Origin of the sequence: Oceanobacillus halotolerans (assembly GCF_010993955.1) — a bacterium.
In the GTDB taxonomy this organism is placed as follows: domain Bacteria; phylum Bacillota; class Bacilli; order Bacillales; family Amphibacillaceae; genus Oceanibacillus_A; species Oceanibacillus_A halotolerans.
Window position 1 is genome coordinate 20,334 of sequence record NZ_WIXL01000012.1, and the last position, 23,859, is coordinate 44,192.

Annotated in this window: 25 protein-coding genes and 1 riboswitch; of the genes, 3 read left to right on the forward strand and 22 right to left on the reverse strand. The window is 37.0% G+C overall.

All coding sequences use genetic code 11. The features are described 5' to 3' along the window. Positions 1-106: 106 nt before the first annotated feature. The 13 genes from GHC26_RS12580 to GHC26_RS12640 all read right to left on the reverse strand — a co-directional run bounded on the left by GHC26_RS12580 (position 107) and on the right by GHC26_RS12640 (position 11,107). Positions 107-1,414 (reverse strand): DRTGG domain-containing protein, encoded by a 1,308-nt coding sequence (locus GHC26_RS12580; RefSeq protein WP_163971628.1) that lies wholly within the window; start codon positions 1,412-1,414, stop codon positions 107-109. Between the two features lie 214 nt (positions 1,415-1,628). Further along, positions 1,629-1,856: a hypothetical protein gene (locus tag GHC26_RS12585; RefSeq protein WP_163971629.1), complete on the reverse strand. Its 228-nt coding sequence runs from the start codon at positions 1,854-1,856 to the stop codon at positions 1,629-1,631. A gap of 426 nt (positions 1,857-2,282) precedes the next feature. Continuing rightward, the gene (locus GHC26_RS12590; RefSeq protein WP_163971630.1) at positions 2,283-2,819 is read right to left on the reverse strand and encodes a hypothetical protein; all 537 of its coding nucleotides are present in this window, start codon (positions 2,817-2,819) and stop codon (positions 2,283-2,285) included. Beyond that, complete coding sequence (locus tag GHC26_RS12595) at positions 2,812-3,354, reverse strand: hypothetical protein (RefSeq protein ID WP_163971631.1); 543 nt, start codon at positions 3,352-3,354, stop codon at positions 2,812-2,814. The genes GHC26_RS12590 and GHC26_RS12595 overlap by 8 nt, the downstream gene beginning before the upstream one ends. 14 nt (positions 3,355-3,368) lie before the next feature. After that, a complete protein-coding gene (gene pilM, locus GHC26_RS12600) occupies positions 3,369-4,277 on the reverse strand; it encodes a type IV pilus biogenesis protein PilM (RefSeq protein WP_163971632.1) in 909 nt (302 codons plus the stop codon). Between the two features lie 12 nt (positions 4,278-4,289). Beyond that, positions 4,290-5,048, reverse strand: a complete 759-nt coding sequence (locus tag GHC26_RS12605) for a prepilin peptidase (protein WP_163971633.1) — start codon at positions 5,046-5,048, stop codon at positions 4,290-4,292. Positions 5,049-5,144: 96 nt separating this feature from the next. Next, positions 5,145-5,567, reverse strand: a complete 423-nt coding sequence (locus GHC26_RS12610; protein ID WP_163971634.1) for a competence type IV pilus major pilin ComGC — start codon at positions 5,565-5,567, stop codon at positions 5,145-5,147. Between the two features lie 34 nt (positions 5,568-5,601). Then, positions 5,602-5,686, reverse strand: a riboswitch (cyclic di-GMP riboswitch). A gap of 261 nt (positions 5,687-5,947) precedes the next feature. Beyond that, positions 5,948-6,304 (reverse strand): competence type IV pilus major pilin ComGC, encoded by a 357-nt coding sequence (locus GHC26_RS12615; RefSeq protein ID WP_163971635.1) that lies wholly within the window; start codon positions 6,302-6,304, stop codon positions 5,948-5,950. Positions 6,305-6,342: 38 nt separating this feature from the next. Continuing rightward, positions 6,343-7,545: a type II secretion system F family protein gene (locus GHC26_RS12620; RefSeq protein ID WP_404821796.1), complete on the reverse strand. Its 1,203-nt coding sequence runs from the start codon at positions 7,543-7,545 to the stop codon at positions 6,343-6,345. A gap of 47 nt (positions 7,546-7,592) precedes the next feature. Next, a complete protein-coding gene (locus GHC26_RS12625; RefSeq protein ID WP_163971637.1) occupies positions 7,593-8,633 on the reverse strand; it encodes a type IV pilus twitching motility protein PilT in 1,041 nt (346 codons plus the stop codon). Between the two features lie 11 nt (positions 8,634-8,644). Further along, positions 8,645-10,270: a GspE/PulE family protein gene (locus GHC26_RS12630; protein ID WP_163971638.1), complete on the reverse strand. Its 1,626-nt coding sequence runs from the start codon at positions 10,268-10,270 to the stop codon at positions 8,645-8,647. 1 nt (position 10,271) lies between these two features. Further along, a complete protein-coding gene (locus GHC26_RS12635; RefSeq protein WP_163971639.1) occupies positions 10,272-10,688 on the reverse strand; it encodes a hypothetical protein in 417 nt (138 codons plus the stop codon). Beyond that, positions 10,688-11,107, reverse strand: a complete 420-nt coding sequence (locus tag GHC26_RS12640; RefSeq protein ID WP_163971640.1) for a type II secretion system protein — start codon at positions 11,105-11,107, stop codon at positions 10,688-10,690. The genes GHC26_RS12635 and GHC26_RS12640 overlap by 1 nt, the downstream gene beginning before the upstream one ends. A 61-nt stretch (positions 11,108-11,168) precedes the next feature. Here GHC26_RS12640 and GHC26_RS12645 point away from each other — a divergent pair, with 61 nt between their 5' ends. Next, complete coding sequence (locus GHC26_RS12645; RefSeq protein ID WP_163971641.1) at positions 11,169-12,374, forward strand: type II secretion system protein; 1,206 nt, start codon at positions 11,169-11,171, stop codon at positions 12,372-12,374. Between the two features lie 32 nt (positions 12,375-12,406). Here GHC26_RS12645 and GHC26_RS12650 read toward each other — a convergent pair whose 3' ends face one another. Both GHC26_RS12650 and GHC26_RS12655 read right to left on the reverse strand, forming a co-directional pair. Next, the gene (locus GHC26_RS12650) at positions 12,407-13,087 is read right to left on the reverse strand and encodes a metal-dependent hydrolase (protein ID WP_163971642.1); all 681 of its coding nucleotides are present in this window, start codon (positions 13,085-13,087) and stop codon (positions 12,407-12,409) included. A 78-nt stretch (positions 13,088-13,165) separates the two neighbouring features. Then, a complete protein-coding gene (locus tag GHC26_RS12655) occupies positions 13,166-13,834 on the reverse strand; it encodes a PspA/IM30 family protein (protein WP_163971643.1) in 669 nt (222 codons plus the stop codon). A 143-nt stretch (positions 13,835-13,977) separates the two neighbouring features. On the opposite strand from GHC26_RS12655, the gene GHC26_RS12660 reads away from it, so the two are divergent. Continuing rightward, positions 13,978-15,075 carry a M24 family metallopeptidase gene (locus GHC26_RS12660; RefSeq protein ID WP_163971644.1) on the forward strand — a complete coding sequence of 366 codons (1,098 nt, stop codon included), beginning with the start codon at positions 13,978-13,980 and terminating at the stop codon, positions 15,073-15,075. 34 nt (positions 15,076-15,109) lie between these two features. Here GHC26_RS12660 and ald read toward each other — a convergent pair whose 3' ends face one another. The 4 genes from ald to GHC26_RS12680 form a co-directional block, all read right to left on the reverse strand. After that, on the reverse strand, positions 15,110-16,228 hold the full coding sequence (gene ald, locus GHC26_RS12665; RefSeq protein ID WP_163971645.1) for an alanine dehydrogenase: 1,119 nt from the start codon (positions 16,226-16,228) through the stop codon (positions 15,110-15,112). Between the two features lie 339 nt (positions 16,229-16,567). Continuing rightward, positions 16,568-17,326, reverse strand: coding sequence for an SDR family oxidoreductase (locus GHC26_RS12670; RefSeq protein WP_163971646.1), 759 nt, complete (start codon positions 17,324-17,326; stop codon positions 16,568-16,570). Positions 17,327-17,576: 250 nt separating this feature from the next. Beyond that, positions 17,577-19,055 (reverse strand): D-alanyl-D-alanine carboxypeptidase/D-alanyl-D-alanine endopeptidase, encoded by a 1,479-nt coding sequence (gene dacB, locus GHC26_RS12675; protein WP_163971703.1) that lies wholly within the window; start codon positions 19,053-19,055, stop codon positions 17,577-17,579. 265 nt (positions 19,056-19,320) lie between these two features. Beyond that, the gene (locus tag GHC26_RS12680; RefSeq protein WP_163971647.1) at positions 19,321-19,479 is read right to left on the reverse strand and encodes a hypothetical protein; all 159 of its coding nucleotides are present in this window, start codon (positions 19,477-19,479) and stop codon (positions 19,321-19,323) included. A 139-nt stretch (positions 19,480-19,618) separates the two neighbouring features. Here GHC26_RS12680 and GHC26_RS12685 point away from each other — a divergent pair, with 139 nt between their 5' ends. Beyond that, positions 19,619-20,053 (forward strand): universal stress protein, encoded by a 435-nt coding sequence (locus GHC26_RS12685; protein WP_163971648.1) that lies wholly within the window; start codon positions 19,619-19,621, stop codon positions 20,051-20,053. Between the two features lie 350 nt (positions 20,054-20,403). Here the strand turns inward: GHC26_RS12685 and GHC26_RS12690 are convergent, their stop codons facing one another. The 3 genes from GHC26_RS12690 to GHC26_RS12700 all read right to left on the reverse strand — a co-directional run bounded on the left by GHC26_RS12690 (position 20,404) and on the right by GHC26_RS12700 (position 23,738). Next, positions 20,404-20,916 carry a MogA/MoaB family molybdenum cofactor biosynthesis protein gene (locus GHC26_RS12690; RefSeq protein WP_163971649.1) on the reverse strand — a complete coding sequence of 171 codons (513 nt, stop codon included), beginning with the start codon at positions 20,914-20,916 and terminating at the stop codon, positions 20,404-20,406. 619 nt (positions 20,917-21,535) lie between these two features. Further along, positions 21,536-22,729: an acetate kinase gene (locus tag GHC26_RS12695; RefSeq protein ID WP_163971650.1), complete on the reverse strand. Its 1,194-nt coding sequence runs from the start codon at positions 22,727-22,729 to the stop codon at positions 21,536-21,538. A 13-nt stretch (positions 22,730-22,742) separates the two neighbouring features. Next, positions 22,743-23,738 (reverse strand): class I SAM-dependent methyltransferase, encoded by a 996-nt coding sequence (locus GHC26_RS12700; protein ID WP_163971651.1) that lies wholly within the window; start codon positions 23,736-23,738, stop codon positions 22,743-22,745. Between the last annotated feature and the right edge of the window lie 121 nt (positions 23,739-23,859).

The following is a 23,859-nucleotide window of genomic DNA, read 5'->3' on the forward strand; positions in this document are numbered from 1 at the left end:
CATAATACATCAACTATGCATTACTTGAAAAAGCAACAACCTTTTAGAGATAGCCTATATTAGAAAGTTTATTTTTTGCTAAAAGATTGCTTAAAGAGAATCAGTATTACCGGTCCATTAGCTGTGCCATTAACAACCCTTTTCCAACTAGCTTTCGCTCACTATATACTTCAACATCAATTTTCGCATACATTCGACCTACCTCTAATAGCTTCGGTTTTATGATTAATTCACTATCAATGGGAACTGGCTTAATAAAATAAACAGTTAAACTTTCAACTACTAAGTCACCCTTTTTAACATGCCCTAATAGACGACTGCTTGCTTCTGTCATTAGTGCTGTAAACACACCATTTGAAAGTGTCCCTAATTGGTTGGTCATCTGAGGACTGACTTTAGTTTGGAAAATGGTTGGGTCATCCTCTGAAACTTCGATACTACTTGAAACAATATCATCAATTGTCTCTCCCATTTGTGGCTGCCGTTGAATTTGTTGTAATGCTTTTAAAACATCTTGTCTAGATACAACACCCTTTAGTTGATAGCTATCATTCACTACTGGTACCACTTCAATGCCTTCCCAGACCATCATATGTGCAACATAAGCTAGTGACGTTTTTTCTTGAACAGATATTGGATTTTTCGTCATTACTTTTTCAATCAGTAAATCACGATCTTTTCCAAGAATATCTTTCGATGTTACCATTCCCACTACACGTTTTTTTTCATCAACAATTGGGTAACGTGTATGTGTTGTTTGTTCATTAAGCTTATACCAACGCTCTATTTTATCTTTTCCATATAAATAATAGGCTTGATCATAAGGTGTATAAATATCCCCAACAAACACAATTTCCTTTTTGATGAGTTGATCATAAATAGCGCGGTTAATCATTGCTGCGACAGTGAATGTATCATAGCTAGTCGACATGATCGGCAGTTTCTTCTCATCTGCTAACCGTTTGATATGATCATCTGTATCAAATCCACCTGTTATTAATACAGCTGCACCTTCATTTAGTGCTAATTCATGTGCTTTTACACGATTCCCAACAATTAATAGTGAATCAGCCTGTGTATAACGCATCATCGCATCTAATTGCATCGCACCAATTACAAATTTATTTAACGTTTTGTGTAATCCTTCACGTCCTCCTAAAACTTGTCCATCTACAATATTAATGACTTCGGCAAATGTTAACCGCTCAAAGTTTTCCTTCTTTTTCCGTTCAATCCGTATCGTTCCTACACGCTCGATTGTACTAACTAAGCCTTGATTTTCTGCTTCTTTTATAGCTCTATATGCCGTACCTTCACTGACATTTAATGCTTTCGCGATTTGTCTTACTGATATTTTATGACCGATATCCAGTGACATTATATACTGTAATAGCTGCTCGTGCTTTGTTGCCATATTCATTCACCGACTTTCAACTGTACTAGTGTCTTTATCACGTCATAACTGGCAGTAAAACCCCCACTCCAAGCCTTCGGTACTCAAAGAAGTGTAAGTGGGGGATAAACTGGCCAGTAAAGTCCTGATAAGTTCAACTATCATTCAGTGGAAGACGAAAGAATCTCCCACTGAATGAAGTTTGTCTTTATTATACAGTTGATTTTTCGCGGGCTCAATGATTTAAGGTTTGACGCTGCCTTTGTTGTTCCTGTTCCATTACAGGTGGGGAGGTCATTTGTAACAAGGTTGCTAAATTAGCTCCAACAACTAATAGGAAAAATGCTAACCATCCTCCCCAAAAAAGCATCCCAATTTGTGAAGTTGCTTCTGGAATTACTGGCCAGGCAACATATAGAAAAAAACATGCTAATAATAAGCGTAAAATAGCATAATGACGCATCTTTATCTCCTCCTTCATAGTTAATCTATGAAGGAATCGTCTATGTAAGAACCTCTTAGCTGTAAAAACAGGACAAGGACAGTACTTTCGTAGCTAATTTAATGTGGTGGTTTAGTAAAAGTTTATTGGGTGCTTTTCTCGATTCAAAAAAATAATCTTGTAATGGCTAAATTGCGTTGTGATCCACTTTCGATGCAAAAAGTAGTCGTTGAACGGTTTAAATTATATTGAGGACCTTTCTCGATTCAAAAACCTATCTCTTACCTACTAAAAATTTCATGGAGACTCTCTCTTGATACAAAAAAAGAATCTCTGAATCGCTAATATTACATCGAGATCCTCTTTCGATTCAAAAAGCAATCTCTGAATTGCTTAAATTACGTCGATATCCCCTCTCAATACAAACACGCACCACTAAACTACTCCCTATGAAGCAGAAAAAGCCCGAAATGTTACAGAAAGATCAACTGCATCCTCTGTTTGGCTTATATACATCGTGTCAATAATCATAAAGCGTTCACTTTGCTGTATCTCGCCTAAAAATGTATTGATAGCTGCTAAATCACCTGCACTGGCATCTAATGTATAATCATGTGATTGCAAATTTTCACGTTCCCCGTCATCTTCCGTTTCATTTTGATTACCCAACTCCCCAATATAAGTGAGGTTAATATCTGAACTCTCGGCCAATTGACGTAACACAACGAGTATATTGTCTGGTGATTTTTGCATTGGGACTAACGTTGCTACTTCCTCTAACTCACCTGTTAGGGTGTCTTCTCCACCTGTAGAAGTTAGTCGATTATATTGTGTCTCAAACATGGACACCTCTTGCTCAAGACGATCAAGTTCTGTATTTAATGGCTTGATAATGTTCCAATATGAAATACCATATATGATGAAACAAGATCCGATCACTGCTATTAATAGAATTGTATGTTTCTTTGCCCATTGTTTACGCATTATCGCTAAACTCCTCTATGAGTATTTCATTATCAATCGAAATCGTTAATACAGCTTGATAATGATTTTCCGACTGTTGAACACTGGTGACTTGCGTATCAATAATGAACGGATCTTCAAGGAGACTAGATACATAATTAGCGACATCATTTATTTCATCAAACTGGGCCTCCACAACAAGCTGACTTGGATCACTGTAGTCAAAATCGGTTAATTGGTTAGCAGAATCCAATAAACCTAATACATGCTCATATAGCTCTACATTCGGAATCATTTCAGCCTCAATCGACTGGAGGGATTGTTGAATTTCACGTAGTTGCTGCTCATTGGCGTGCTCAGCTTGATGCTCCCGGATTAACATTTCCAATTGCGACAATCGATTAGACTGTGTATCAATTTGTTGCTGGTAATTTGATTGCTGGAAAAATAATAAAGCAACTACACCTGCAAGCAAAAGGACAAACACAGCTGTAATGATGATCGGAGCAACATATTTATTTGGCTCTTTTTCCAAAAAATTTACTTCAATATTCATAAACGAACCCTCTTCTATATTTCCTTTTTTAATGCTAGTCCAAGCACGTCGATATACTTTGTTGGAGCCAATTCTTCAGGAAATTGGTGAATTTTGATCGAATTGCTTTCTTCCAGAGATTGTTGTGCCGATTGTAAATAAGGAAAATCCCCTGTTAAGAGCAGCAAGCTAATGGTTGATTCTCCTTTAGTAACGGAAAATCGATAAAAATCAATAATTCGATTAATTTCAATCAAATATTCATTAATAACCTGTTCGGCTGATCCTTCATTTAGTTCTACAGTCATGTCTAATTTCATATATCTGGTGAAAATGGCTTTGTGATTTTGAAATGCAGTTAATACAAGTGCATCCTGATTCCAATGGACATGCAGCACATCATTGATATCCGATTGATGATATAAATCATAATAATACCGGTACACGGATAGGGACGTAAGATCAGCAACCACGGGTTTTAAACCTGCATCATCAAAAACATCGGCAAAGGCATTTATTTTGTCCTTGGGATAGGCAAGTACCAGAATATTACGCTGTTCTCCTTCCATCTCTAGAAATTCCACGGCTAAAGATGGGTTTCCAAAAGGTAAATAAAAATTATTTCCTAGTTGTGTATGTACATATGCTACTGCTTCTTCTTTTGATAAGGAAGCAGGTATTTGTAATTGCCGAATTACTACGGTATCATCTGGAACAGCAAAATAAAGTTTTTTTCGTTTCCATCTATATTTTTGAACAAGTTTATTCACGACTTCTAATAGAACCGATTTATTCACAATCTTTCCATCCTGGATCGTGCCTTCTGGGAGTTCTACTTCCCCATGGGTAACTAACCCCTTATTGGATGCATTTTTATGGTAGGCATAACGTAAAACCCGATTCGTGATGACAATACTTACTTTTCCACTTTGAAATAAATACATTCTTTCACCTACTTAGATTAAAAATGTCGTAACATACCAATTGCGTAATAGATCCCCGTAAAAGTATGTAACGAGTGTTGCAACTACTATATACGGTCCAAATGGTACAGGTTGCTTACGGTCGATAGCACCAACTACCAGTAATACCACACCAATGACTGCTCCAATCATACAGGATAGGAAAAAGGCAAGCAAAATATTCTCTGTTCCTAACACAACACCTAAAACAGTAAATAGCTTCATATCCCCTGCACCCATTCCACCACGGCTAACGAGAATCACAACCATAATTATGACAAACCCAATAGAAGCACCTACTATAGGAGACCACCATGGATCAAGTGGTACTATGACTCGCATGAAAACAAATAGTGGGAGGAAAAATAATAAAATTTTATTCGGGATGAGCATGTATGTGATATCGGTTACTAATAGAATAACCAGCATGGATACTAATAATAAAGCGATTACTAATTCCATGTCAAAACCAAACTTCATAAAACTAAACATAAAAAGAAATCCAGTCAAGACTTCAATTGCTGGATAAAGAAATGATATTTTCGTATAACAATGTTTACATTTTCCTAGTTGAAATATGTATGACAACACAGGAATTAATTCATACCATGCTAATGTATGACCACAATGTGGACAAGCTGATCGGTCGTTAGCAAATGGCTTATTTTCAGGTACACGTAGACCAATTACGTTAAAAAACGAACCAAAGATTAATCCGAATAGAAAAAAGATTGCTATCATTGTAACGTTCATCGTTTATCTCCCTATTTGAAAGAGGTTTCATTTATTTATGTTTTGAATAAAACGCCCTGCAATTTTGATGCAAGGGCGTCTATTATAAATAGTTTATCATTCCGTAGAATTAACTGATTCTGTCTCAGATATATAACTAGCTGGAACTTCTTCTGAATTACCTACAGTATATGTTATAGAACCATTTCCATCGGCATCTGTATCTTTTGATATATTTCCACCATATATCCCTTCGTCGCTTCCAGGTATTGTTGGAATTTCTTCTAAATAGCCATTGTTTCTTAAATCCTCTACACTCCAGCCATCAACATCTTCGCCACTAGCGTCTGCAAGTCTTGCAGCATTTAAAATGAGTTCTACATTGGCTATTTTCGCATCGTCTTCCGATTCTCCAATCACATTCCCAATTGTTGGTACGGCAATTGCAACAATAATACCTAAAATAGCAATAACAGCTAATAATTCCACTAATGTAAACCCTTTTTGTTTTTTCATTAACTTCTGGATTTGTTGTAGCATTGTTTCCACCTCTTATAAAATGTATTTTATAAAGACGTAGCTAAGTCGGTTGCACTACTTGCTCCAGGCTACCAAAGTGCCCACATAAAGGATAGCCTATCATCACACCCTACATAAGTCCTATATATAGTATTATAATAGAGGATTGGGTAAATATCTACCAAAATTTGTTACAACTTGCCGAATATTGTTACCGTATATAAGAAAAACTCGCATTCGCCCGTCCTTAGTGAATGTGTTCGTTTTTCTTATACTTGGGACATTAAAATTTTAGCAACGTCGAGTCTACTTCTTAGCTAAAATTTTATACTTTCCTAACGTAAAATAAAAAAACTGTACCTTAAATTATCAATTGGTACAGTTCTTTAGCGGAAAATATATCAATCACTATATTCATCATATTCTGCTACAGATCCACTGATCGATACAGTATGCTCTCCATCATAGGTATAATCACCCACATCTTCTGGGATACTTTCTAAATATCCATTTTCTACTAAATCATTTAAAGAATAACTCGTATCAGATTCTCCTTCTGATACTGCTGCTAATTTTGCAGCATTCTCAATCAACTGCACATTCGCCTCATGTGCATCTTCTTCTGATTCACCGATAATATTACCAATTGTAGGGACGGCAATGGCAACAATAATACCGAGAATCGCAATCACTGTAAGTAATTCAACTAATGTAAACCCTTTTTGTTGTTTCATAATGGCTTTCATTCGTGTCCACATGATATCCCATCCTTTATGAAATTCTAGTTGTACTTACTTTATAGCGTCTCGAACAACGAAAACATTGGGATGATAACAGCTGCAATAATGCTTCCTACAATCACGGTTAAGATAATAATCATTAATGGTTCAATCAATGTTTTAATCCGTTCTGATAATTGATTGACTTCTTCTTCATAAAAGTCAGCAGCTTTGGCTAACATTTGATCTAATGTCCCAGTCTTTTCACCAATCTGAATCATTTGCACGACTAATGCTGTGAAGGCCCAATGATCGTTCATTGGTTTTGCTAAGGACTCTCCAACTTCTAAAGACTTCCGAGATTGTGCTAAAACATCTCTAATAACATGATTGCCTACTACTCTCTCCGTTATCTCAACGGATTGCAGGATTGGTACAGCACTATTCACTAATGTACTTAATGTTTGTGTCATACGTACTAGAGCACCTTTATGAACAAGCACCCCTAAGAATGGGAATTTCATCCTAATGATATCCATTCGATATGCAAACGCCTCGTACTGCATAAAATATTTGTAGAGAATGGCCAGTAAGACAACAACTACAAACAGAACCCACCAATAAGATCCAACAAAATTACTTAAATTTAAGACAAACTGTGTAAAAGCAGGAATATCTTCTCCAAAGGAATTAAACATACTCACGAATTGAGGAACGATAAAAACGAGTAAAAACATACTCAAAAATATCGTAATGACCCCAACAATGCTCGGGTATGTTAATGCGGAAATGACTTTTTGTCTATTCTCATATTCCTTCTCATAATAATCAGCCATTTGGTTTAAGATTTCATCTAATTTCCCGCTTGCTTCTCCAGCATGGATCATATTGACTAGTAGTGTCGGAAAAACTTTCGGATGCCGTTCTGCGGCCTTGGATAATGCTTGTCCTTGGTCAAGTTGCTTGTCTATATCAATTAGTGCTGTACGTAAGGCATAGTTATCCGTTTGCTTTACCATTGTTTTCGTTGCATCTGAAATCGAAATACCTGCATGTATTAGTGTGGCATATTGTCTCAAGAATATGATGAAATCCTTGTGTTTTACCTTCTTGTTCAAAACAATATCTTTATTCCACGGTTTTGTTTCGTCGATCCCAAAAATAATTAGACCATTCTTTTCTAATTCTGTTAGTGCTTCTTTTTTGGAATCTGCTTCGATTTTTCCTTTTATTTTTTGTCCGGAAATTCGTTTTCCTGTATATTGAAAATTCACATCCATACTCCCTTCTTTTCAGAAAAACGTAGTCTCCTACGTTTCTATTTTCGTCATGTTACGGAGTTGCTAAAAAAAGGAGCTGCTGTTTCATATGAGATAACATCTTTTTGCAGTAATCGTTTTAGGTCCATTTCTAATGTGTGCATTCCTTGTTCCTTCGATGTTTGAAGGACATTTTGCACTTGATGTAATTTTTCGTTGCGAATCAAGTTCTTCACAGCTGATGTATTCACTAATACTTCCGTTGCAACGCGGCGATCGAGTCCATCTTTTGTCTTCAATAACCGCTGCGAAATGACAGCATTCAAAATAGAAGATAATTGAATACGAATTTGGGTTTGTTGTTCAGATGGAAATACATCAATGATCCGCTCAATGGTGGATACAGAACCTGATGTATGTAATGTCCCTAACACTAAATGGCCAGTTTCTGCGGCTGTAATAGCAGTTGAAATCGTTTCGAGATCACGCATTTCCCCAACTAAAATAACATCTGGATCTTGTCTCAAGCTAGCTCGTAATCCACCTGCAAAGCTATTCGTATCAAAACCAACTTCCCGTTGATCAATGACAGATTTTGCATGTGTATGCATATATTCTATTGGATCCTCTAATGTAATAATGTGCTTCTTCATGGTTTGATTCATGTAATGGAGCATAGAAGCTAAGGTTGTACTTTTCCCGCTACCTGTTGGTCCAGTTACTAGCACTAACCCTTGTGGCTTGTGAACAATATCTTTTGCAACCGTTGGGAGGTGTAATTCCTCAATCGACGGAATCCTCGTTGGTACCAAACGTATTGCTAAAGACAATTCTCCTCGCTGGAAAAAAGCATTCATACGAAAACGTGAAAGGCCATCAATCCCATAGGAAAAATCTAGTTCACGGTGTTGTTGTAGGTGCTCCCATTGGTCGTTTAGTGTTATCGCTTTAACAAAACTGAGCATATCAGTTGATTCTAATTTCGGACCATCTTGTTCTATTAAAGTACCATTCACACGAAAGATTGGTGCCTTCCCAATGGTCATATGCACATCTGAAGCTTTTTCATAATAGGCTTTTGTCAGCCATTCTTCTAATTTCTCTTTCATCAGTTCTCCCCCTAAACTTGAATGGAAACTTGCATAATTTCTTCCATTGTTGTTAGTCCTTTTTTCATTTTCTCTAGTCCATCCTGTATTAAAAAGGACATCCCTTCTGAACGGATATAATCACGAATTTCAATCATTGATTTCTGATTTAATAGCATACTTTTTATCGTATCATCGACCACTAACACTTCATGTATCGCAACACGTCCCCGATATCCTGTATGGTGGCATACATTACAACCTTGTCCATAATAAACAGGGCCTGCTTCTACCCCATTTTTATCGAAAATATCTTTTTCCATTTCTGTAGGTTCTCGCTCTGTCTTACAATCGCGACAGATTTGACGCACGAGTCGCTGTGCTACTACACCTGATAACGACGAAACCACTAAATATGGCTCAATTCCCATATCCATTAACCGTGGGATTGTTTCAATTGCATTATTCGTATGCAAGGTACTAAACACTAAGTGTCCTGTTAAGGAGGCACGAATGGCGATTTCGGCCGTCTCCTGGTCACGAATTTCCCCTACCATAATGATGTTAGGGTCTTGTCTTAAAATGGACCGCAAACCACTGGCAAATGTAAGTCCTACCGACGTATTGACCTGAACCTGATTGATCCCTTCTAATTGGTATTCGACAGGGTCCTCTACGGTAACAATATTTACATCTTCCCTATTTAATTGGTTAATCGAAGCATATAGAGTTGATGTTTTACCAGATCCTGTAGGTCCTGTCAATAATACAAGACCAGATGGTTGTCCAATTAGTCGTTTATATTTCTTATAATTTTCTTCAGAGAAATGTAATTCCGTCAAATCCATTAGTGCATTATTCAGATCGAGAATACGGATTACTACTTTTTCTCCAAATACAGTTGGTAAAGTAGATATACGTAAATCAACTGGTGTAACACCTACAGTCGTCTTGATCCGACCATCTTGTGGTAAACGGGTTTGCGTTATATTTAAGTTTGCTAAAATTTTAATGCGTGCAACTAGTGCATTTTGCATCTGCTTCGGAACAATTTTCTCAGTCTGTAATCGACCATCAATCCGGTACCGAACATGGACATCAGCCTCTTGTGGATCAATATGGATATCACTTGCTTTTAATTGAATACCTGTCGTTAATAATTGATCCAGCATACGAATAACTGGTGCTTCATCATCCGTATCTATCTCTTCTTCAGGTGTTTGTGTTTCATTCTTAAAATAATATTTATTAATCGCATACAAAATATCGTCTTTGGCTGCGATAACAGGGGAAATGCTTAATCCTGTAGCTAACTCCAAATCATCAATAACGTAATAGTCCATTGGATCTTTCATCGCGACCAACAAGGAATTATCTTGAATTTTCAAGGGCATAATATAGTGCTGTTGTGCCATTTCCCGCGATACATATCCTAATACTTGTTCATCAATTGGATAGCGGTATAAGGATACATGTGGAATCCCCAGTTGAAACTCTAATACTTCGATTAACTGACGTTCTGTAATAAAGTTATGCTCCAACAGTGCATCCCCAAGTTTTTGATCATTTTTTTTTGCTTGTAAAGCTTCTTCAATTTGTTCTTCTGTAACAAGGCCAGCCTCTTGCAGTAAATCACCTAATCGTTTCCGTGTTGGCATATTATTCCTCACTCTCTATGTTAATCGTTATGGTATCTTCTATTTCGTGTTCACGATCATGTGCTATTCCAGTACTTGTATAGGTAATCGTATTATCATCCAAATTGGGTTCGCCTTCGTCCAAGTTAATCTGAAATTGATGTCTACTATCAATTGTTTTTTCTACTGACCTTGGTAAATCGTCCAAAAACTCCTCAATAGAATGTTCATCCTGATTAAATGTATCAAATAGTCCCCGATAATAATCAACACCCATTTCAGCCATAAGCCGTGCATCAATTTGTTCTTCTGTTGTTGCAACTTGTCTTGTTGTATTGGTGATTTGGGTAAACTGTACTAATACAAATGTCAGCATCAATGTGATCATCATCAATGTTAGGACAAGTGCAAACCCTTTTTCGTTTGTATATGGTTTCATCATATATCACCCGATATATATGTATACGATTGACTAATTAATTGATCTTCTGAAAAAATTTGTATAGTAGTGCGAAATAAATCGACACCTGTCTCCTTACAGATAACTGTCAGTTGTGCGGTATAGTCATCATAAGCTTTAGAAAAAGTCTCACCTATGTCATATGATAAAGAATTATCTTCTGGGCATGCTTGTACACCTAAATCATCAACATTACCAACTACATCAGAAGCTTCACTTGAAACCTGTGTTAGTAAGTTACTAGCAGTTAATTCATCATCAGTATTATTCGTCCAATTCATTATTTGGGGAAAAATCGGTAAAAAAATAGCAACAACCATTCCTAAAATGGCAATAGATGCTATAATTTCAATAAGCGTAAAGCCTTGGCTATTTAATTTTCGAAATCTATTATACAATAAGGTCACCCCTTATATGTGACTTTTTACTTATTATACCATTATATTGGATGTGAGAAACGTGATAAATCGACAAATTCATAATGAAAAAGGTATTACATTAGTAGAGTTACTCGCAGCAATTAGCCTTTTTGCTGTCCTTATCACTTTATCATCGACCCTTATTTTTCAGCTAATGGGAAATGAAACAAAAACAAATGAGCAAATTACATTAAGTCAGAATACAAATTTACTAATAAATGAAATCCGTAATAAATATTATAATGGAGACTCGCGAATTTGTTTTAATAATCTAGTAAGGGAAATTACGATTAGTGAGTTAGAAGTAGATAATGGAAACATTAATAACGGATGTATAGAAGGAATTCAGGAAAAAGAACCTATATTTATACGATTAACAACTACTGATAATACCGGAGAAAGCTTAACAGTAGAAACAACATTTAATAATAAAGAGGACTATGTTAGGAATCTTCAAACGAAAGATGAAGGAGATTTAGATAACAAAGAGGATTTTGAAGATATTATAAAAGATGATCCACATAACTTCACAAATGGTAATACAAATAATTCTTGTCATTTTAATGGGAATACAAGATTTCAACAACGACAAATCGGTAGTTGGAACGCTTGCAACAATCCTACAGTAAATGAAGGCAATGCTTGGTTTCCGAATCAAATATCCATCCACAACAATATAAATCTTGCTGTGGATCATAACTTTTTTAGTGATGAAACGTTTAATTTAGAATCAAATGCCAAATTAAACATTAAAAATAACGCTAGATTAGAAGGTCCATCAACATTAAAATCGGATAGTACATTTGAAGTAAATAATTTATATGTCGTAAATACACTAACATTAGATTCTAACTCCAGTCTTCATGCATTTGGTGGTGCCAGAATAAATGATTCTTTAATGGTCCGTAGTAACAGTAATATTTTGATTGACGGTCATTTTTTCGCACTAGGTAACACGACATTCCAGGAAAATACACAAATAAATATAGGAGAAAATGCTACTTTTGAAAATTATGTCAACTTAATGGGAAATGCAACCTTAACTATAGGTGGAGATGCTTATTTTCATGATGGTGTAGATTTACAAAATCAAAATAAGATCATTGTAAAAGGGGATGCACACTTCGTTGGGGTTGTCGGCTATGACTGGAGTAACGGTGAAATATGTGTACAAGGGGATGCAACATTTGACGCAACAGTAGGGGATAGCCTTAGAATAAAGGAAAATGCTAATTCTTGTAGTTAAAAAACGTGAGCCATTAACAGCTCACGTTTCCCTTATAATTCTAGTTCATCCCCAATGTTCATGACTTTGCCTTCACCCGTTTTCACTTTCTTTGCAAAGTCTTTAGGATCCTGCTCAATAACCGGGAAGGTGTTGTAATGAACTGGTACAACGACCTTGGCATTAATCCAATCTGCCGCTACTAATGCATCCTCTGGTCCCATCGTGAAATTATCTCCAATTGGAACAAAGGCTAAATCGATCGAGTTCATTTCCCCAATCAATTTTAAGTCAGAGAATAATCCAGTATCTCCCACATGATAGATGGTCTTTCCTTCCACTGTAAGTAAAATTCCACCTGGCATCCCAGTGTAAATGATCGAACCATCTTCTTCGACAAACGAGGAACCATGGAAGGCTTGTGTAAACTTCACACGTCCAAAATCAAAGTCATGTGCCCCACCAATATGCATAGGATGTGTTTTTAACCCTTTTGACTCTAGGTATCCCGCTAATTCATTTGGTGCGACAACCAATGCATCGTTGCGTTTTGCGATCGCTTCCGTATCACCTACGTGATCATTGTGTCCATGTGTTAACAAAATAACGTCAGCATCCACTGTATCTGCATTTAAATCACATTTTTCATTTCCTGAGATAAATGGATCCATTAAAATGGTATGTTTTTCTGTTACAATTTTTACAACAGAATGTCCGTGATAGGATACTTTCATGTTATCTCTCCTTTTTGGCAGTTTACTTTACCCATTCGATAGAATAGTCAAAAATCCTTCCAATCATAAGTTTTTTCTTTATTCATTGCTTAATTTCTTTTTTAAGTCGGCTAATTCTTCATCTACTTTACTTTCCTCAAGTGAATCTAACTCTTCATCTAATGTAGGATTGGAGGTTGTTAAGTCTTCGGTTGTTTCTGCTTCTGCTTCATATTCCATAACTTTTTGTTCCATCCGTTCAAAGCCTCTTTTTGATTCATCACTACCAATAGAAGACATCGTACGATTCATTTTTGTTTTCGTTTTAGCAGATTCTGCTCGCACTTTTAGGGAATCACGTTTCAGCCTCATTTGATCATATTCTTTTTTCATTTCCGCTAGCTTTCTCTTTAATTCCTCTGAGTCACGTCTTGCTATATCGTATGACTCTTGTAACATGGAAGTTTGTTTTTCATAGTCTTGCTTTTCTTCTAGTGCACGACGAGCAAGGTCATCTTCTCCTGCTTTAACTGCTTTTTCAGCCTGCTGTTGACGTTTTTCTGCCATTGCCTCCGTATCTTCTAATTTACGTTTTAACATTTTCTCATTAGCAACTTGTTTCGCTATTGCACCTTCTGCTTCCTGTATATCCTCTTCCATATCCCGTAAAAATTGATTTAACATTTTCACAGGATCCTCTGCCTTATCTAACATTGCATTTAACTCTGAACCAACAATTGTACGGACACGTCTAAACATTTTAAACATGGTACTCCTCCTTTTGGTTTCTTTATATTAGTAATACGGAATACAATCGAAAAAAGTTTCATGTTTTTTCTGTTGAAATCATCAGACAAGTTACTAATTTCTGTTATACTATCTATAACTAAACGATTAGATGAGGTGTTTTTATGACAAATCGGATTGATACTCTATTATCGGAAGTAAAAAAGCAAAATCTTGACAGTATACTCATCACATCAAAAGCGAATGTCTATTATCTAAGCAATTATTATACTGATCCACATGAACGGGTGATTGCAGTTTATGTAAGCGAGAATCTCGATCCCGTACTTGTGGTACCTGCTATGGAGGTAGAAGACGCAAAAGCAGCAGGTTGGTCACATAAATTGATTGGCTATCACGATCATGAGAATCCTTGGCAAATGCTCCTTACATATCTACAGTCAGCTGAAAAGCTACCTCAAAGCATGGGACTCGAGCATGACCATGTCACAATCGAACGACTACATGCCATAAAGGAAATTTTGCCAAACACAGAATTAATCGATGCACAGGAAATAATTTCTAATATGCGTGTGATTAAAAGTGAAAAAGAATATCAATTATTAAAAGAAGCTGCAGCACTTGCTGATTTTGGTATTAAGACAGGCGTTCAAGCTGTCCGTGAAGGTGTGAGAGAATTAGATATCATTGCAACGATTGAATATGAATTGAAAAAGCAAGGGATTCAACAAATGTCTTTTACTACGATGACACTATCTGGTGCCAAAGCTTCCTCTCCACACGGAACACCTGGGATGAAAGAAATAACAAGTGGTGATATGGTTCTGTTCGATCTTGGCGTCATTTATGAAGGCTATTGTTCAGACATTACACGTACTGTTGCTTTTAAATCGATCACAGATGAACAAAAAACGATTTACAATACCGTGAAAGAAGCCGAAGAAAAAGCATTCCAAGCATCACAAATCGGCACATCTGTTGGTCAAATTGATTTAGCTGCTAGAGAGCACATTGAAGCCGCTGGCTATGGAAAATACTTCACACACCGAATTGGTCACGGAATCGGAATTGAGACACACGAATATCCTTCTATGCACAGCAATAATAAACTGCCACTACAAAAAGGAATGTGTTTTACGATTGAACCAGGTATTTATGTACCAAATAAAGGTGGTGTCCGGATAGAAGATATGGTCTACATCGGTGAAAACGGACCAGAAGCACTAACAAAATATCCAAAAGAGTTACAAATTATCGATTAAAGGAAACAAGAGCACAACTGTTGTGCTCTTGTTTTTAAGATTGTAATAATGTCGCAGCGTCTTTATACGCTACATTATGCGCCTCTGCTACTGCTTGGAAAGTAACATACCCATTTAACGTATTGATTCCTTTCCGTAAGGGCTCACTATCTAAACATGCCTGTTTATATCCTTTATTTGCTAGTTGTACAGCATATGGAACTGTAACATTGGTTAAGCCTATTGTTGAAGTCCGTGGAACAGCACCAGGCATATTAGCAACAGCGTAGTGTAACACACCATGTTTTGTGTATGTTGGATCATCATGGGTTGTGATCTTATCAGTTGTTTCAAATATGCCTCCTTGGTCTATCGCAACATCCACAATAACGGATCCTTCAGGCATGGTTTTCACCATTTCTTCTGTAACTAACTTAGGTGCTTTCGCTCCTGGTATTAGAACTGCACCAATTACCAAGTCTGAGTCAGCGATTTCTTGTTGAATATTCATTGGATTGGACATTACCGTACTAACTGATTCCCCAAACAGATCATCAAGCTGGCGTAGTCGATCTGGATTCAAATCAATGATGCTTACATTTGCACCAAGACCAACTGCGATTTTGGCTGCATTGGTACCAACTACACCACCCCCAATGACAGTAACTTTTCCTCGCTTCACACCTGGTATTCCAGATAATAGGATACCTTTACCACCTTTTGTTTTTTCTAAAAATTGTGCACCGATTTGTGCCGCCATCCTTCCTGCTACTTCACTCATTGGTGTTAATAATGGTAACGAGTTATTCGGTAATTGAACCGTCTCATAGGCAATTCCAACAACCTTATTGTCAATTAAAGCCTTAGTCAATTCTGGTTCTGGTGCTAAATGAAGGTACGTAAATAAAATAAGTCCCTCATAAAAATAATCATATTCCTCTGGTAGTGGCTCCTTTACTTTCATAACCATTTCTTGCTGCCATGCTTCTTTGGCACTTGAAACAATCGTAGCGCCTGCTTCTTCATATTGTTCATCTGTAAATGTCGACCCTATCCCTGCTCCAGTTTCAACAAATACTTTATGCCCCGCATTTCGTAACGTTAAAACCCCAGCAGGCGTCATTGCAACTCGATTTTCATTATTTTTAATCTCCTTTGGCACCCCTATTTTCACGCTAACCATCCTCCTTGATTTCATTTTATTTATATTAGCTTAACAAATTTTGTAAGCACTTTCATTTTGTTAGGCTCTTTTTGTATTCTTTGTTACTTTTTAACGTCGCAACATATATATTATGCGTCGTAGTTTGTCTATGAAAACCGCTACGGAAATACACTCCGCTTTCACAGGAGCATAAGTGCGACATGGTGAAAGCGACTGTCCGGAGCGGAAATTAACGGTACATTTACTGCACATAATACATCAACTATGCAGTAACAATCTGTTAGAAAACAGCCTTTTGTTAAAAAAGGAAAGAAGGCACATTTCTATTACCTTCAAAATGAAGCTTTTTTACCGATAACGATTGATCACATCAAGGCCGCCTGTAATTTCAAAAACAGACCCTGTTATCATATCGGAATCCTTTTCACATAAATATAAAATCATTCTGGCTATGTCTTCACCAGTACCTGAACGACCAATTGGTGTTTTGTCATCATATTGTTTTCGGCTTTTTTGAATACTAGCTTCTTTCATTGTTCCCGTAATATTGCCTGGACAAACCATATTGGATGTAATTTGATGTTCAGCCTCCTCATAAGCAATTGTCTTGGTGAGTGATACAAGGCCACTTTTAGCTGCAGCAAATGCCGAGCGATACATCCAACCAGAAGCACTGTTTGCTCCTTGATATCCGTAATTAATAATTCGTCCAAATTGTTGCTTGCGCATGTATGGGATTGTTTTTTTAATTAAATAAAAGACAGAACTTAAATTGCCACTAATCATTTCATCCCATTCATCATCCTCATAATCAAGTAACTTTTTCCGCTCAAAAATAAATGGACCTGCATTATTTATTAAGTAATCAACCCCACCAAAATGATTCACAGCCGAATCGACTAGGCTTTCCAAATCAGTTTTAGAGGTAACATCTGCTTGAACAATATGTAATCTATCTTGATAATCCTGAAATGATGCTTTCACATTCATTGCTTTTTCATAATTCTGGTGATAGGCTGCTGTCACATGGTGTCCTGATTTTAAGAATCCTTCTGTTACTTTTAATCCTAATCCTGATGTTCCTGCTGTAATGAGTGCGTGTCCCATGTTTTTACTCCTCACTTCCTATCTTGTTTCCTACTATATATCGATTAGAATTATATCACAATAAATGTAGTAGAATGAATTAACCCGCATTACAATTACTGTAAAGAGCAAAAGCTGAGGTTGCATCTATAGGTTATCACCAGAGATTAACGTAATTTTTCCTGTTTTCCACAGGTCTACTTTCCTAACGTGCAAAAAAACTGCTCTTTCTCACGGCTAGAGAAAGAACAGCATAAACCTTTATAGGAAGTTATTCATTAAATTCATTTTCTGCAAGCATTGTGGCGATTTCATCTTCAATTGCTTTTATAGTTGAGCTGGAACCTAAATAGTTATTAATCATAACCGAAAAGATCAGCTCTTTCCCATCAAGTGCTGTTACATAGCCAGACAATGCCGATACACTGGTGAGTGAACCAGTCTTTGCCGTGACATTCCCCTGTACAGGTTCTGATGTCATCCGTGAACGCAATGTACCACCAACAAAACGCTCACTTACCCCTGCTACTGGCAAAGATTCTTTGAAGGCGGGGAACCAATCTTTATCCTGTATGTTATACAGCAATTGTGCTAAGTCATTTGCTGGAATGTAATTTTTGTGGGACATGCCAGATCCGTCACGAAGTAAAATGGTGTCATTATTGATAGTCAACTCGGATAAAACATCTCTTACAACATCAAGTCCAGCATCCCAGCTTCCTTCATCTTGTACAACTTTACCCATTTCTTTTACCAAGGTTTCGCCATGACCATTATTGCTCAGTTTCATAAAAGGGATCAGTAATTCTTCTAGTGTCATGGAATCTTTGGAAGTAAGCATGTTTGCATGATCTGGGGTAGCTTCAAATCGTATATTAGAATTTCCAATGAATTTAATCCCTTGTTCTTCCAATGATTTTCTAAAGACATCTACTGCATAACCAGTTGGCTCCCACACAGATGCCCAGGACCTTGACATTGTTCCATCTTCAGGCATTACACCTTCAACCACAATATCATTGGTTCCATGTTTCCGCTGAATGGATATGCTTTTAGCTTCACCAGCAGGTGCCATTTCTGTATGATTGACAATATTAATATAGTCGGTTTCTGGTGTAAGCTTAACATCAGCCTGATCGCCATCCTCTGAAGGTGTTACTTCAACTATAACAGTACCAGCATCATAGTCCTCATTTGGAGAAAGTGTTAATGCTGAAACTTGCGCTCCTGTATAATAAGGCTCGTCCGACCAATTTAAATCAAGGGATAGACGCTCATCATCATACCAAGTATCATCTCCCACCAAATCTCCTTTAATTTTCTTTATTCCCTGATTCTTTAAATCAGCGGCAAATTGATCAAAATCTTCTTTCAGTAATGTTGGGTCTCCTTTTCCCTTAAGAAATAAGTCACCATGCAATACAGGACCTTTAACCTTTCCATCTGTAAATACTTCCGTGGAAAATTGATAATCAGTACCGAGCTTCTCCAATGCTGCTGCTGCAGTTATAAGTTTTTGATTGGATGCTGGATGTAAGCGTGTATCTCCCTCATGTGAATAAAGTACTTCACCACTATCAGCATCTGAAATGTTTACCCCAGTAATGGCTCCATCGAGATTGGGGTTATCCAGGATGTTTGACATTTTTTCTTCAAGTGATCCGTCCTCAAACTGTGTTTCTGAAGAGTCATCGGTTGCTGAAACAAATACATTTTTTCCTTGATCAGCAACTGGCAGTATTAGCAACATGGCAATAAGAAAAATAAAAGAAAGTTTCCGCCTCGAAGTTTGTAACACTTGTAATTCACATCCTTTTCTATATTATTCGAATATTATTATAAATCATTTGAGTACTAATATGTGAAGATTTCTGTAAAATCATTCCAATTGCTTATCATATTGACTTGTTATGCCTAAGAAGACCTATGACCTTTCATCTATGTTTGTTAGGACCTTTTTCCTGAATAAAAAGACATCCACTCCAAATTTGAAGTGGATGTAAAAAATATATTCTTTACTTCTGTATATTATAAGTGTGTGTTCCTCGGTTATTGTGTAATTTATCCTCGATAACACCACTTTGATAACTTTGAATTAATTGGTTTTGGACTGTAACAAGGCCTTTTTCATCTTCTCGTAATTCTGATAATGGACGATTTTTACGTTTATCCAATCCAATCACCTCCACACCCTTAGTATGTTCACATAGATGTAACAAAGTCCTATAATTATTTACCAACTTTCTAACTTTACCTTATCACAAGAAAAAAAAGGGTTTATAATGAAAGTAGATAGGAAAGGGGAGAGGAACCATGGCATTTGAGTATAAGAATATAGTTGTTGCAGTGGATGGATCTGAGGCTTCTGAGAAAGCGTTTAAGAAATCATTAGAAATTGCAAAACGAAATCATTCTAAGCTAATTTTGGCACATGTGGTCGATTCCCGAACATTTGCTACTGCTGAAGCATACGATCGTACGCTAGCTGAACGAGCTGAAGAATATGCACAGGAATTAGTGAATAGCTATGTTGAAAATGCGAAAGAAGTGGGGATTACAGATCTTATTCGAGTAATTGAATATGGTTCTCCGAAAGTTAAAATCGCCAAAGAAATAGCAGAAGATTATGATGCTGATTTAATTATTTGTGGTGCTACTGGAATGAATGCAGTTGAACGGTTTCTAATAGGTAGTGTATCAGAAAGTATTACACGCTATGCAAGTTGCGATGTATTAGTTGTACGGTAAACGAGCTTTAGGAACACCTCACTTACCAAGGTGTTCCTTTTTTCCGTTAGGGGAGTATAAAATTTGTTGTTTTTGTACGACGCATAATACATCAACTATTCATTTAAATTAATACTTAAAGAAGCAACAATCATCTAGAAAGCAGCCCTACAGCCGTACTCTGTTACCTTTTCACTTCCTCTCTTGCTGATTCGGGCACAGAGACAGCTGCTGTGTTATCTTTTTTAATTCCCATTTGGCAATGACAAGCTTCCTACGACAAAACACTCCCCGTACGAGGTTTCATCCTTCTTCTCTTCACACAAAAAAACACTAGCACTCTTATCAGTCATTTCTTTTACTAATAAGTATTATGTAAGATCCTTGTTGATTTCATTCACTACGTGTGATAGTTCTGGTAAAATTAACTTAGCTAATGCCAACTTCACAGCACCTGATGATCCAGGTGTAGCAAAAATTGCTGTATTATTTCGCACACCAGCAATGGCTCGTGATAGAATAGCTGCAGAACCAATATCCTCTTGGTAACTTAACATTCGAAAAAGCTCTCCAAATCCTACGATTTCTTTTTCAAGCATTGGCTTTATTGTTTCAATGGTTACATCCCTTCGTGCGATTCCAGTTCCACCATTGGTTAAGATAACGTCAATTTCATCCTTTATACAACCAGCCTCTATCCGATCATGAATAATTATCCCCTCATCTTTTATAATTTCTTTCTGTACAATTTCATGTCCTTCTTTTGTTAATTGTTCTACCATTAAATTTCCACTTTTATCTGTTTCATCTGTTCGCGTATCACTAATTGTCAATACGAGACAGCGTAGTGAACATTTATTTTTTTTATGTTCGTGAACTGCCATAAATTCTTCCTCCTTTTGAAATATTTTCACTTTCGGTTTCACACGGGGGCTACCATATTAGTAAAAACCTTTTTATACTTTGTGCACTAAAATTTTTAGCAACGTCGAGTCTACTTCTTAGCTAAAATTCATACTCTAACGTGGAACAAAAGCTAGAAGCGCCTTGATCACCCCCGATTAGAAAACTTGGCTTGTCGCCAAGTGGCGAAAGCCTTAGTTGCACTTATGCAGTAAGAAAGTTTTTTTAACTGCCAAGTATAAGCCAAGCCTCGTCGTGGCACTTTTCCGCGTAAATGTGGATTGACTTATGACCTCGAGGGGATAGGCCTGGCCGATGTAAACTCGTGCGTCCTTATGTCTATCGGCACTAGGACGTCAATCGCTCGAAGCTGGACGTGGCCTTTCCTATCCAAAGCAGTAATGACACCAACTTTTTATTCTTCTTCCTTTTTAGAAAAACTCGCATTCGCTCGTCTTTTAGCGAAGGTGTTAGTTTTTCTTATACTTGGGACGTAAAAATTTCAGCTACGCCGAGTCCACTCCTTGGCTAAAATTTTATACTTTCCTAACGTGTAAAAAAGGTCTTGCTATTGTGTAGCAAAACCTTTTGCATCTAAGTTTATTGTGCCAATCGTACCGTATCCCTTGCAATCATTACCTCTTCATTTGTCGGAATCACAATAACCTTAACTGGAGAATGTGGATAATTAATAAAGGCTTCCTTGCCACGAACATGATTCCGTTTCGGATCCCAATATACCCCCATAAATTCTAAGCCAGTTAATACTTTCTCTCGTATCGTATCACTGTTCTCTCCTACACCTGCAGTGAAGATAATTGCGTCTACTCCTGACATTCTTGCAGCATAAGAACCTAAATATTTGTGAATTCGTCCTGCAAATACGTCTAAAGCAAGTTCTGCACGTTCATCTTCTTGTGACTTTTCCTCAATATCCCGTAAATCACTAGAAAAGCCTGATAATGCAAGCATACCACTTTTCTTATTTAGCACGTTAATCACTTCTTCAGCCGTTTGCCCTGTTTTTTCCATGATATAAGGAATAAGCGCAGGATCAAGATTTCCTGAACGTGTTCCCATTGTTACACCAGCAAGTGGTGTGAATCCCATTGACGTATCAATGGACCTTCCGCCTTCAATTGCCGTAATACTAGCACCATTACCTAGGTGACAGGAAATCAATCGTAATTGCTCTAAAGGAACATTTAACATTTCAGAAGCGCGTTGGGATACATATTTATGGGATGTTCCATGAAACCCATACTTACGAATACCATATTCCTTGTAATACTCATATGGGAGACTGTATAAATAGGATTTTTCTGGCATTGTTTGATGAAAAGCTGTATCAAATACTGCAACCATTGGTACATTTGGTAAGATGTCTTGAAATGCCCGAATTCCTGTAAGGTTTGCTGGGTTGTGCAATGGTGCCAATTCAGATACTGCTTCAATACTTTGAATCACTTCATCCGTAATCTTAACGGAATCACTGAATCGTTCCCCACCATGTACAACCCGGTGTCCAATTGCATCAATATCCTCAAGTGATTCAATAACGCCAGAATTGGTTAGCTTATCTAACAAATGTTTGACAGCTTGTTCATGGTCAGGAATATCTGTCACCATTTTGTCTTTGTTATTAGCCACTTCCATTGTAAAAACAGAGTCAGCAATCCCAATTCGCTCAACTAACCCTTTTGCTAAAACACGTTCTTCCGGCATACGTATTAATTGGAACTTCAAGGATGAGCTACCAGCGTTAATTGCTAGAATGTTGTTTAAATTTGTCATGATGTCATCTCCCTTAAGGTAAATCGGTATTATTATACGTCGAAAACCAAGTATTCATTTGTCCTAAAATATCTTCCATTGCTTTTGTATTTTTAAAGGATGGCATTTCAACAAGCAATGGCTGTTTTGGTGCTTTCGTTCCGTTTCCTTGCTTTTGTAATACTAAAATGCTCTTTCGATGCTTGTCTGATTTAAATGCGCTCTCCGGTAAATGTAAAACACCTACGATATGAGCTGTTTCCTCTAAGTATGCATAAAGCTTATCAGACTGATCACTATCAAAAAGAAAATCAGGAATGACAAATATTAAGTAACCCCCGTCTTTCGTGTAACGTAGGCTTTGTTCGATTAACAGATGATGTGAGTACGAGTGCCCTTCATCTGCCTTAAGCTTAAATTCAGCTGCTCTTATATCATCTGGATAATAACCAATTGGCAGATCAGCTACAATTAAATCAACTGGATCTAATAAAAAAGGACGTAAACTGTCTTGGTGGAAAAATTCAATTTCCTTTTTCTGTAAATTAGCATTTAGAACCGATAACTGAATTAATGTTGGATCAACATCACTTGCATATGCCTCTACAGGTTGTTTTAGTTGATTTAAGACAGCTGTTAATAAATTAGCAGTCCCACTTACCGGGTCAAATATACTAATGGTTTCTTTTTTTTCTGTTACTTTCCCTGCAAGATAGCCAACTAACAATGCAACTGTTTCTGGTGTCATTAAATGTTGTTGCTGTGTTGTTCCTTTCATACCTTTTAGAATTGCTAGTTGAATTGCCTTCCTAACCTCTTCCGTTTGATACTGACTTAAGTTTGCTTCCTTTATTCTTGTTTGTAATTTATGTCGCATAATATCGTCCATGTCTTCAGTAGGCTCACCATGAAATAAGCATTCCAGCGTAATAGCTAAACGATCTAAATACGGCTCATTCACGTGTTGCTGAAGCATGTCCGTTGTCTCATCAACCCAAGTAAACAAGGATTCCACATTTGATTGCTCCATTATTCCCCTCCATTCCATCCATTTGCGCGTTTCTAATTGTACCAAAAATTGATGAATGCTGTACAAAGTTATGCCACCAATCGGTGCGGTTTGCGATTAACTACACTGCTAATGACAACAA

Bases quoted from the DNA above. Each gene is read 5' to 3' on its own strand.
- GHC26_RS12605 (WP_163971633.1), bottom strand. From the start codon at position 5,048: ATGAACGTTACAATGATAGCAATCTTTTTTCTATTCGGATTAATCTTT.
- GHC26_RS12685 (WP_163971648.1), top strand. From the start codon at position 19,619: ATGGCATTTGAGTATAAGAATATAGTTGTTGCAGTGGATGGATCTGAG.
- GHC26_RS12670 (WP_163971646.1), bottom strand. From the start codon at position 17,326: ATGGGACACGCACTCATTACAGCAGGAACATCAGGATTAGGATTAAAA.
- pilM (WP_163971632.1), bottom strand. From the start codon at position 4,277: ATGTATTTATTTCAAAGTGGAAAAGTAAGTATTGTCATCACGAATCGG.
- GHC26_RS12615 (WP_163971635.1), bottom strand. From the start codon at position 6,304: ATGTGGACACGAATGAAAGCCATTATGAAACAACAAAAAGGGTTTACA.
- GHC26_RS12610 (WP_163971634.1), bottom strand. From the start codon at position 5,567: ATGCTACAACAAATCCAGAAGTTAATGAAAAAACAAAAAGGGTTTACA.
- GHC26_RS12625 (WP_163971637.1), bottom strand. From the start codon at position 8,633: ATGAAAGAGAAATTAGAAGAATGGCTGACAAAAGCCTATTATGAAAAA.
- GHC26_RS12660 (WP_163971644.1), top strand. From the start codon at position 13,978: ATGACAAATCGGATTGATACTCTATTATCGGAAGTAAAAAAGCAAAAT.
- GHC26_RS12695 (WP_163971650.1), bottom strand. From the start codon at position 22,729: ATGACAAATTTAAACAACATTCTAGCAATTAACGCTGGTAGCTCATCC.
- GHC26_RS12650 (WP_163971642.1), bottom strand. From the start codon at position 13,087: ATGAAAGTATCCTATCACGGACATTCTGTTGTAAAAATTGTAACAGAA.
- GHC26_RS12655 (WP_163971643.1), bottom strand. From the start codon at position 13,834: ATGTTTAAAATGTTTAGACGTGTCCGTACAATTGTTGGTTCAGAGTTA.
- GHC26_RS12700 (WP_163971651.1), bottom strand. From the start codon at position 23,738: ATGGAGCAATCAAATGTGGAATCCTTGTTTACTTGGGTTGATGAGACA.
- dacB (WP_163971703.1), bottom strand. From the start codon at position 19,055: ATGTTGCTAATACTGCCAGTTGCTGATCAAGGAAAAAATGTATTTGTT.
- GHC26_RS12590 (WP_163971630.1), bottom strand. From the start codon at position 2,819: ATGCGTAAACAATGGGCAAAGAAACATACAATTCTATTAATAGCAGTG.
- GHC26_RS12690 (WP_163971649.1), bottom strand. From the start codon at position 20,916: ATGGCAGTTCACGAACATAAAAAAAATAAATGTTCACTACGCTGTCTC.
- GHC26_RS12595 (WP_163971631.1), bottom strand. From the start codon at position 3,354: ATGAATATTGAAGTAAATTTTTTGGAAAAAGAGCCAAATAAATATGTT.
- GHC26_RS12630 (WP_163971638.1), bottom strand. From the start codon at position 10,270: ATGCCAACACGGAAACGATTAGGTGATTTACTGCAAGAGGCTGGCCTT.
- GHC26_RS12635 (WP_163971639.1), bottom strand. From the start codon at position 10,688: ATGAAACCATATACAAACGAAAAAGGGTTTGCACTTGTCCTAACATTG.
- GHC26_RS12585 (WP_163971629.1), bottom strand. From the start codon at position 1,856: ATGCGTCATTATGCTATTTTACGCTTATTATTAGCATGTTTTTTTCTA.
- GHC26_RS12580 (WP_163971628.1), bottom strand. From the start codon at position 1,414: ATGGCAACAAAGCACGAGCAGCTATTACAGTATATAATGTCACTGGAT.
- GHC26_RS12620 (WP_404821796.1), bottom strand. From the start codon at position 7,545: ATGGATGTGAATTTTCAATATACAGGAAAACGAATTTCCGGACAAAAA.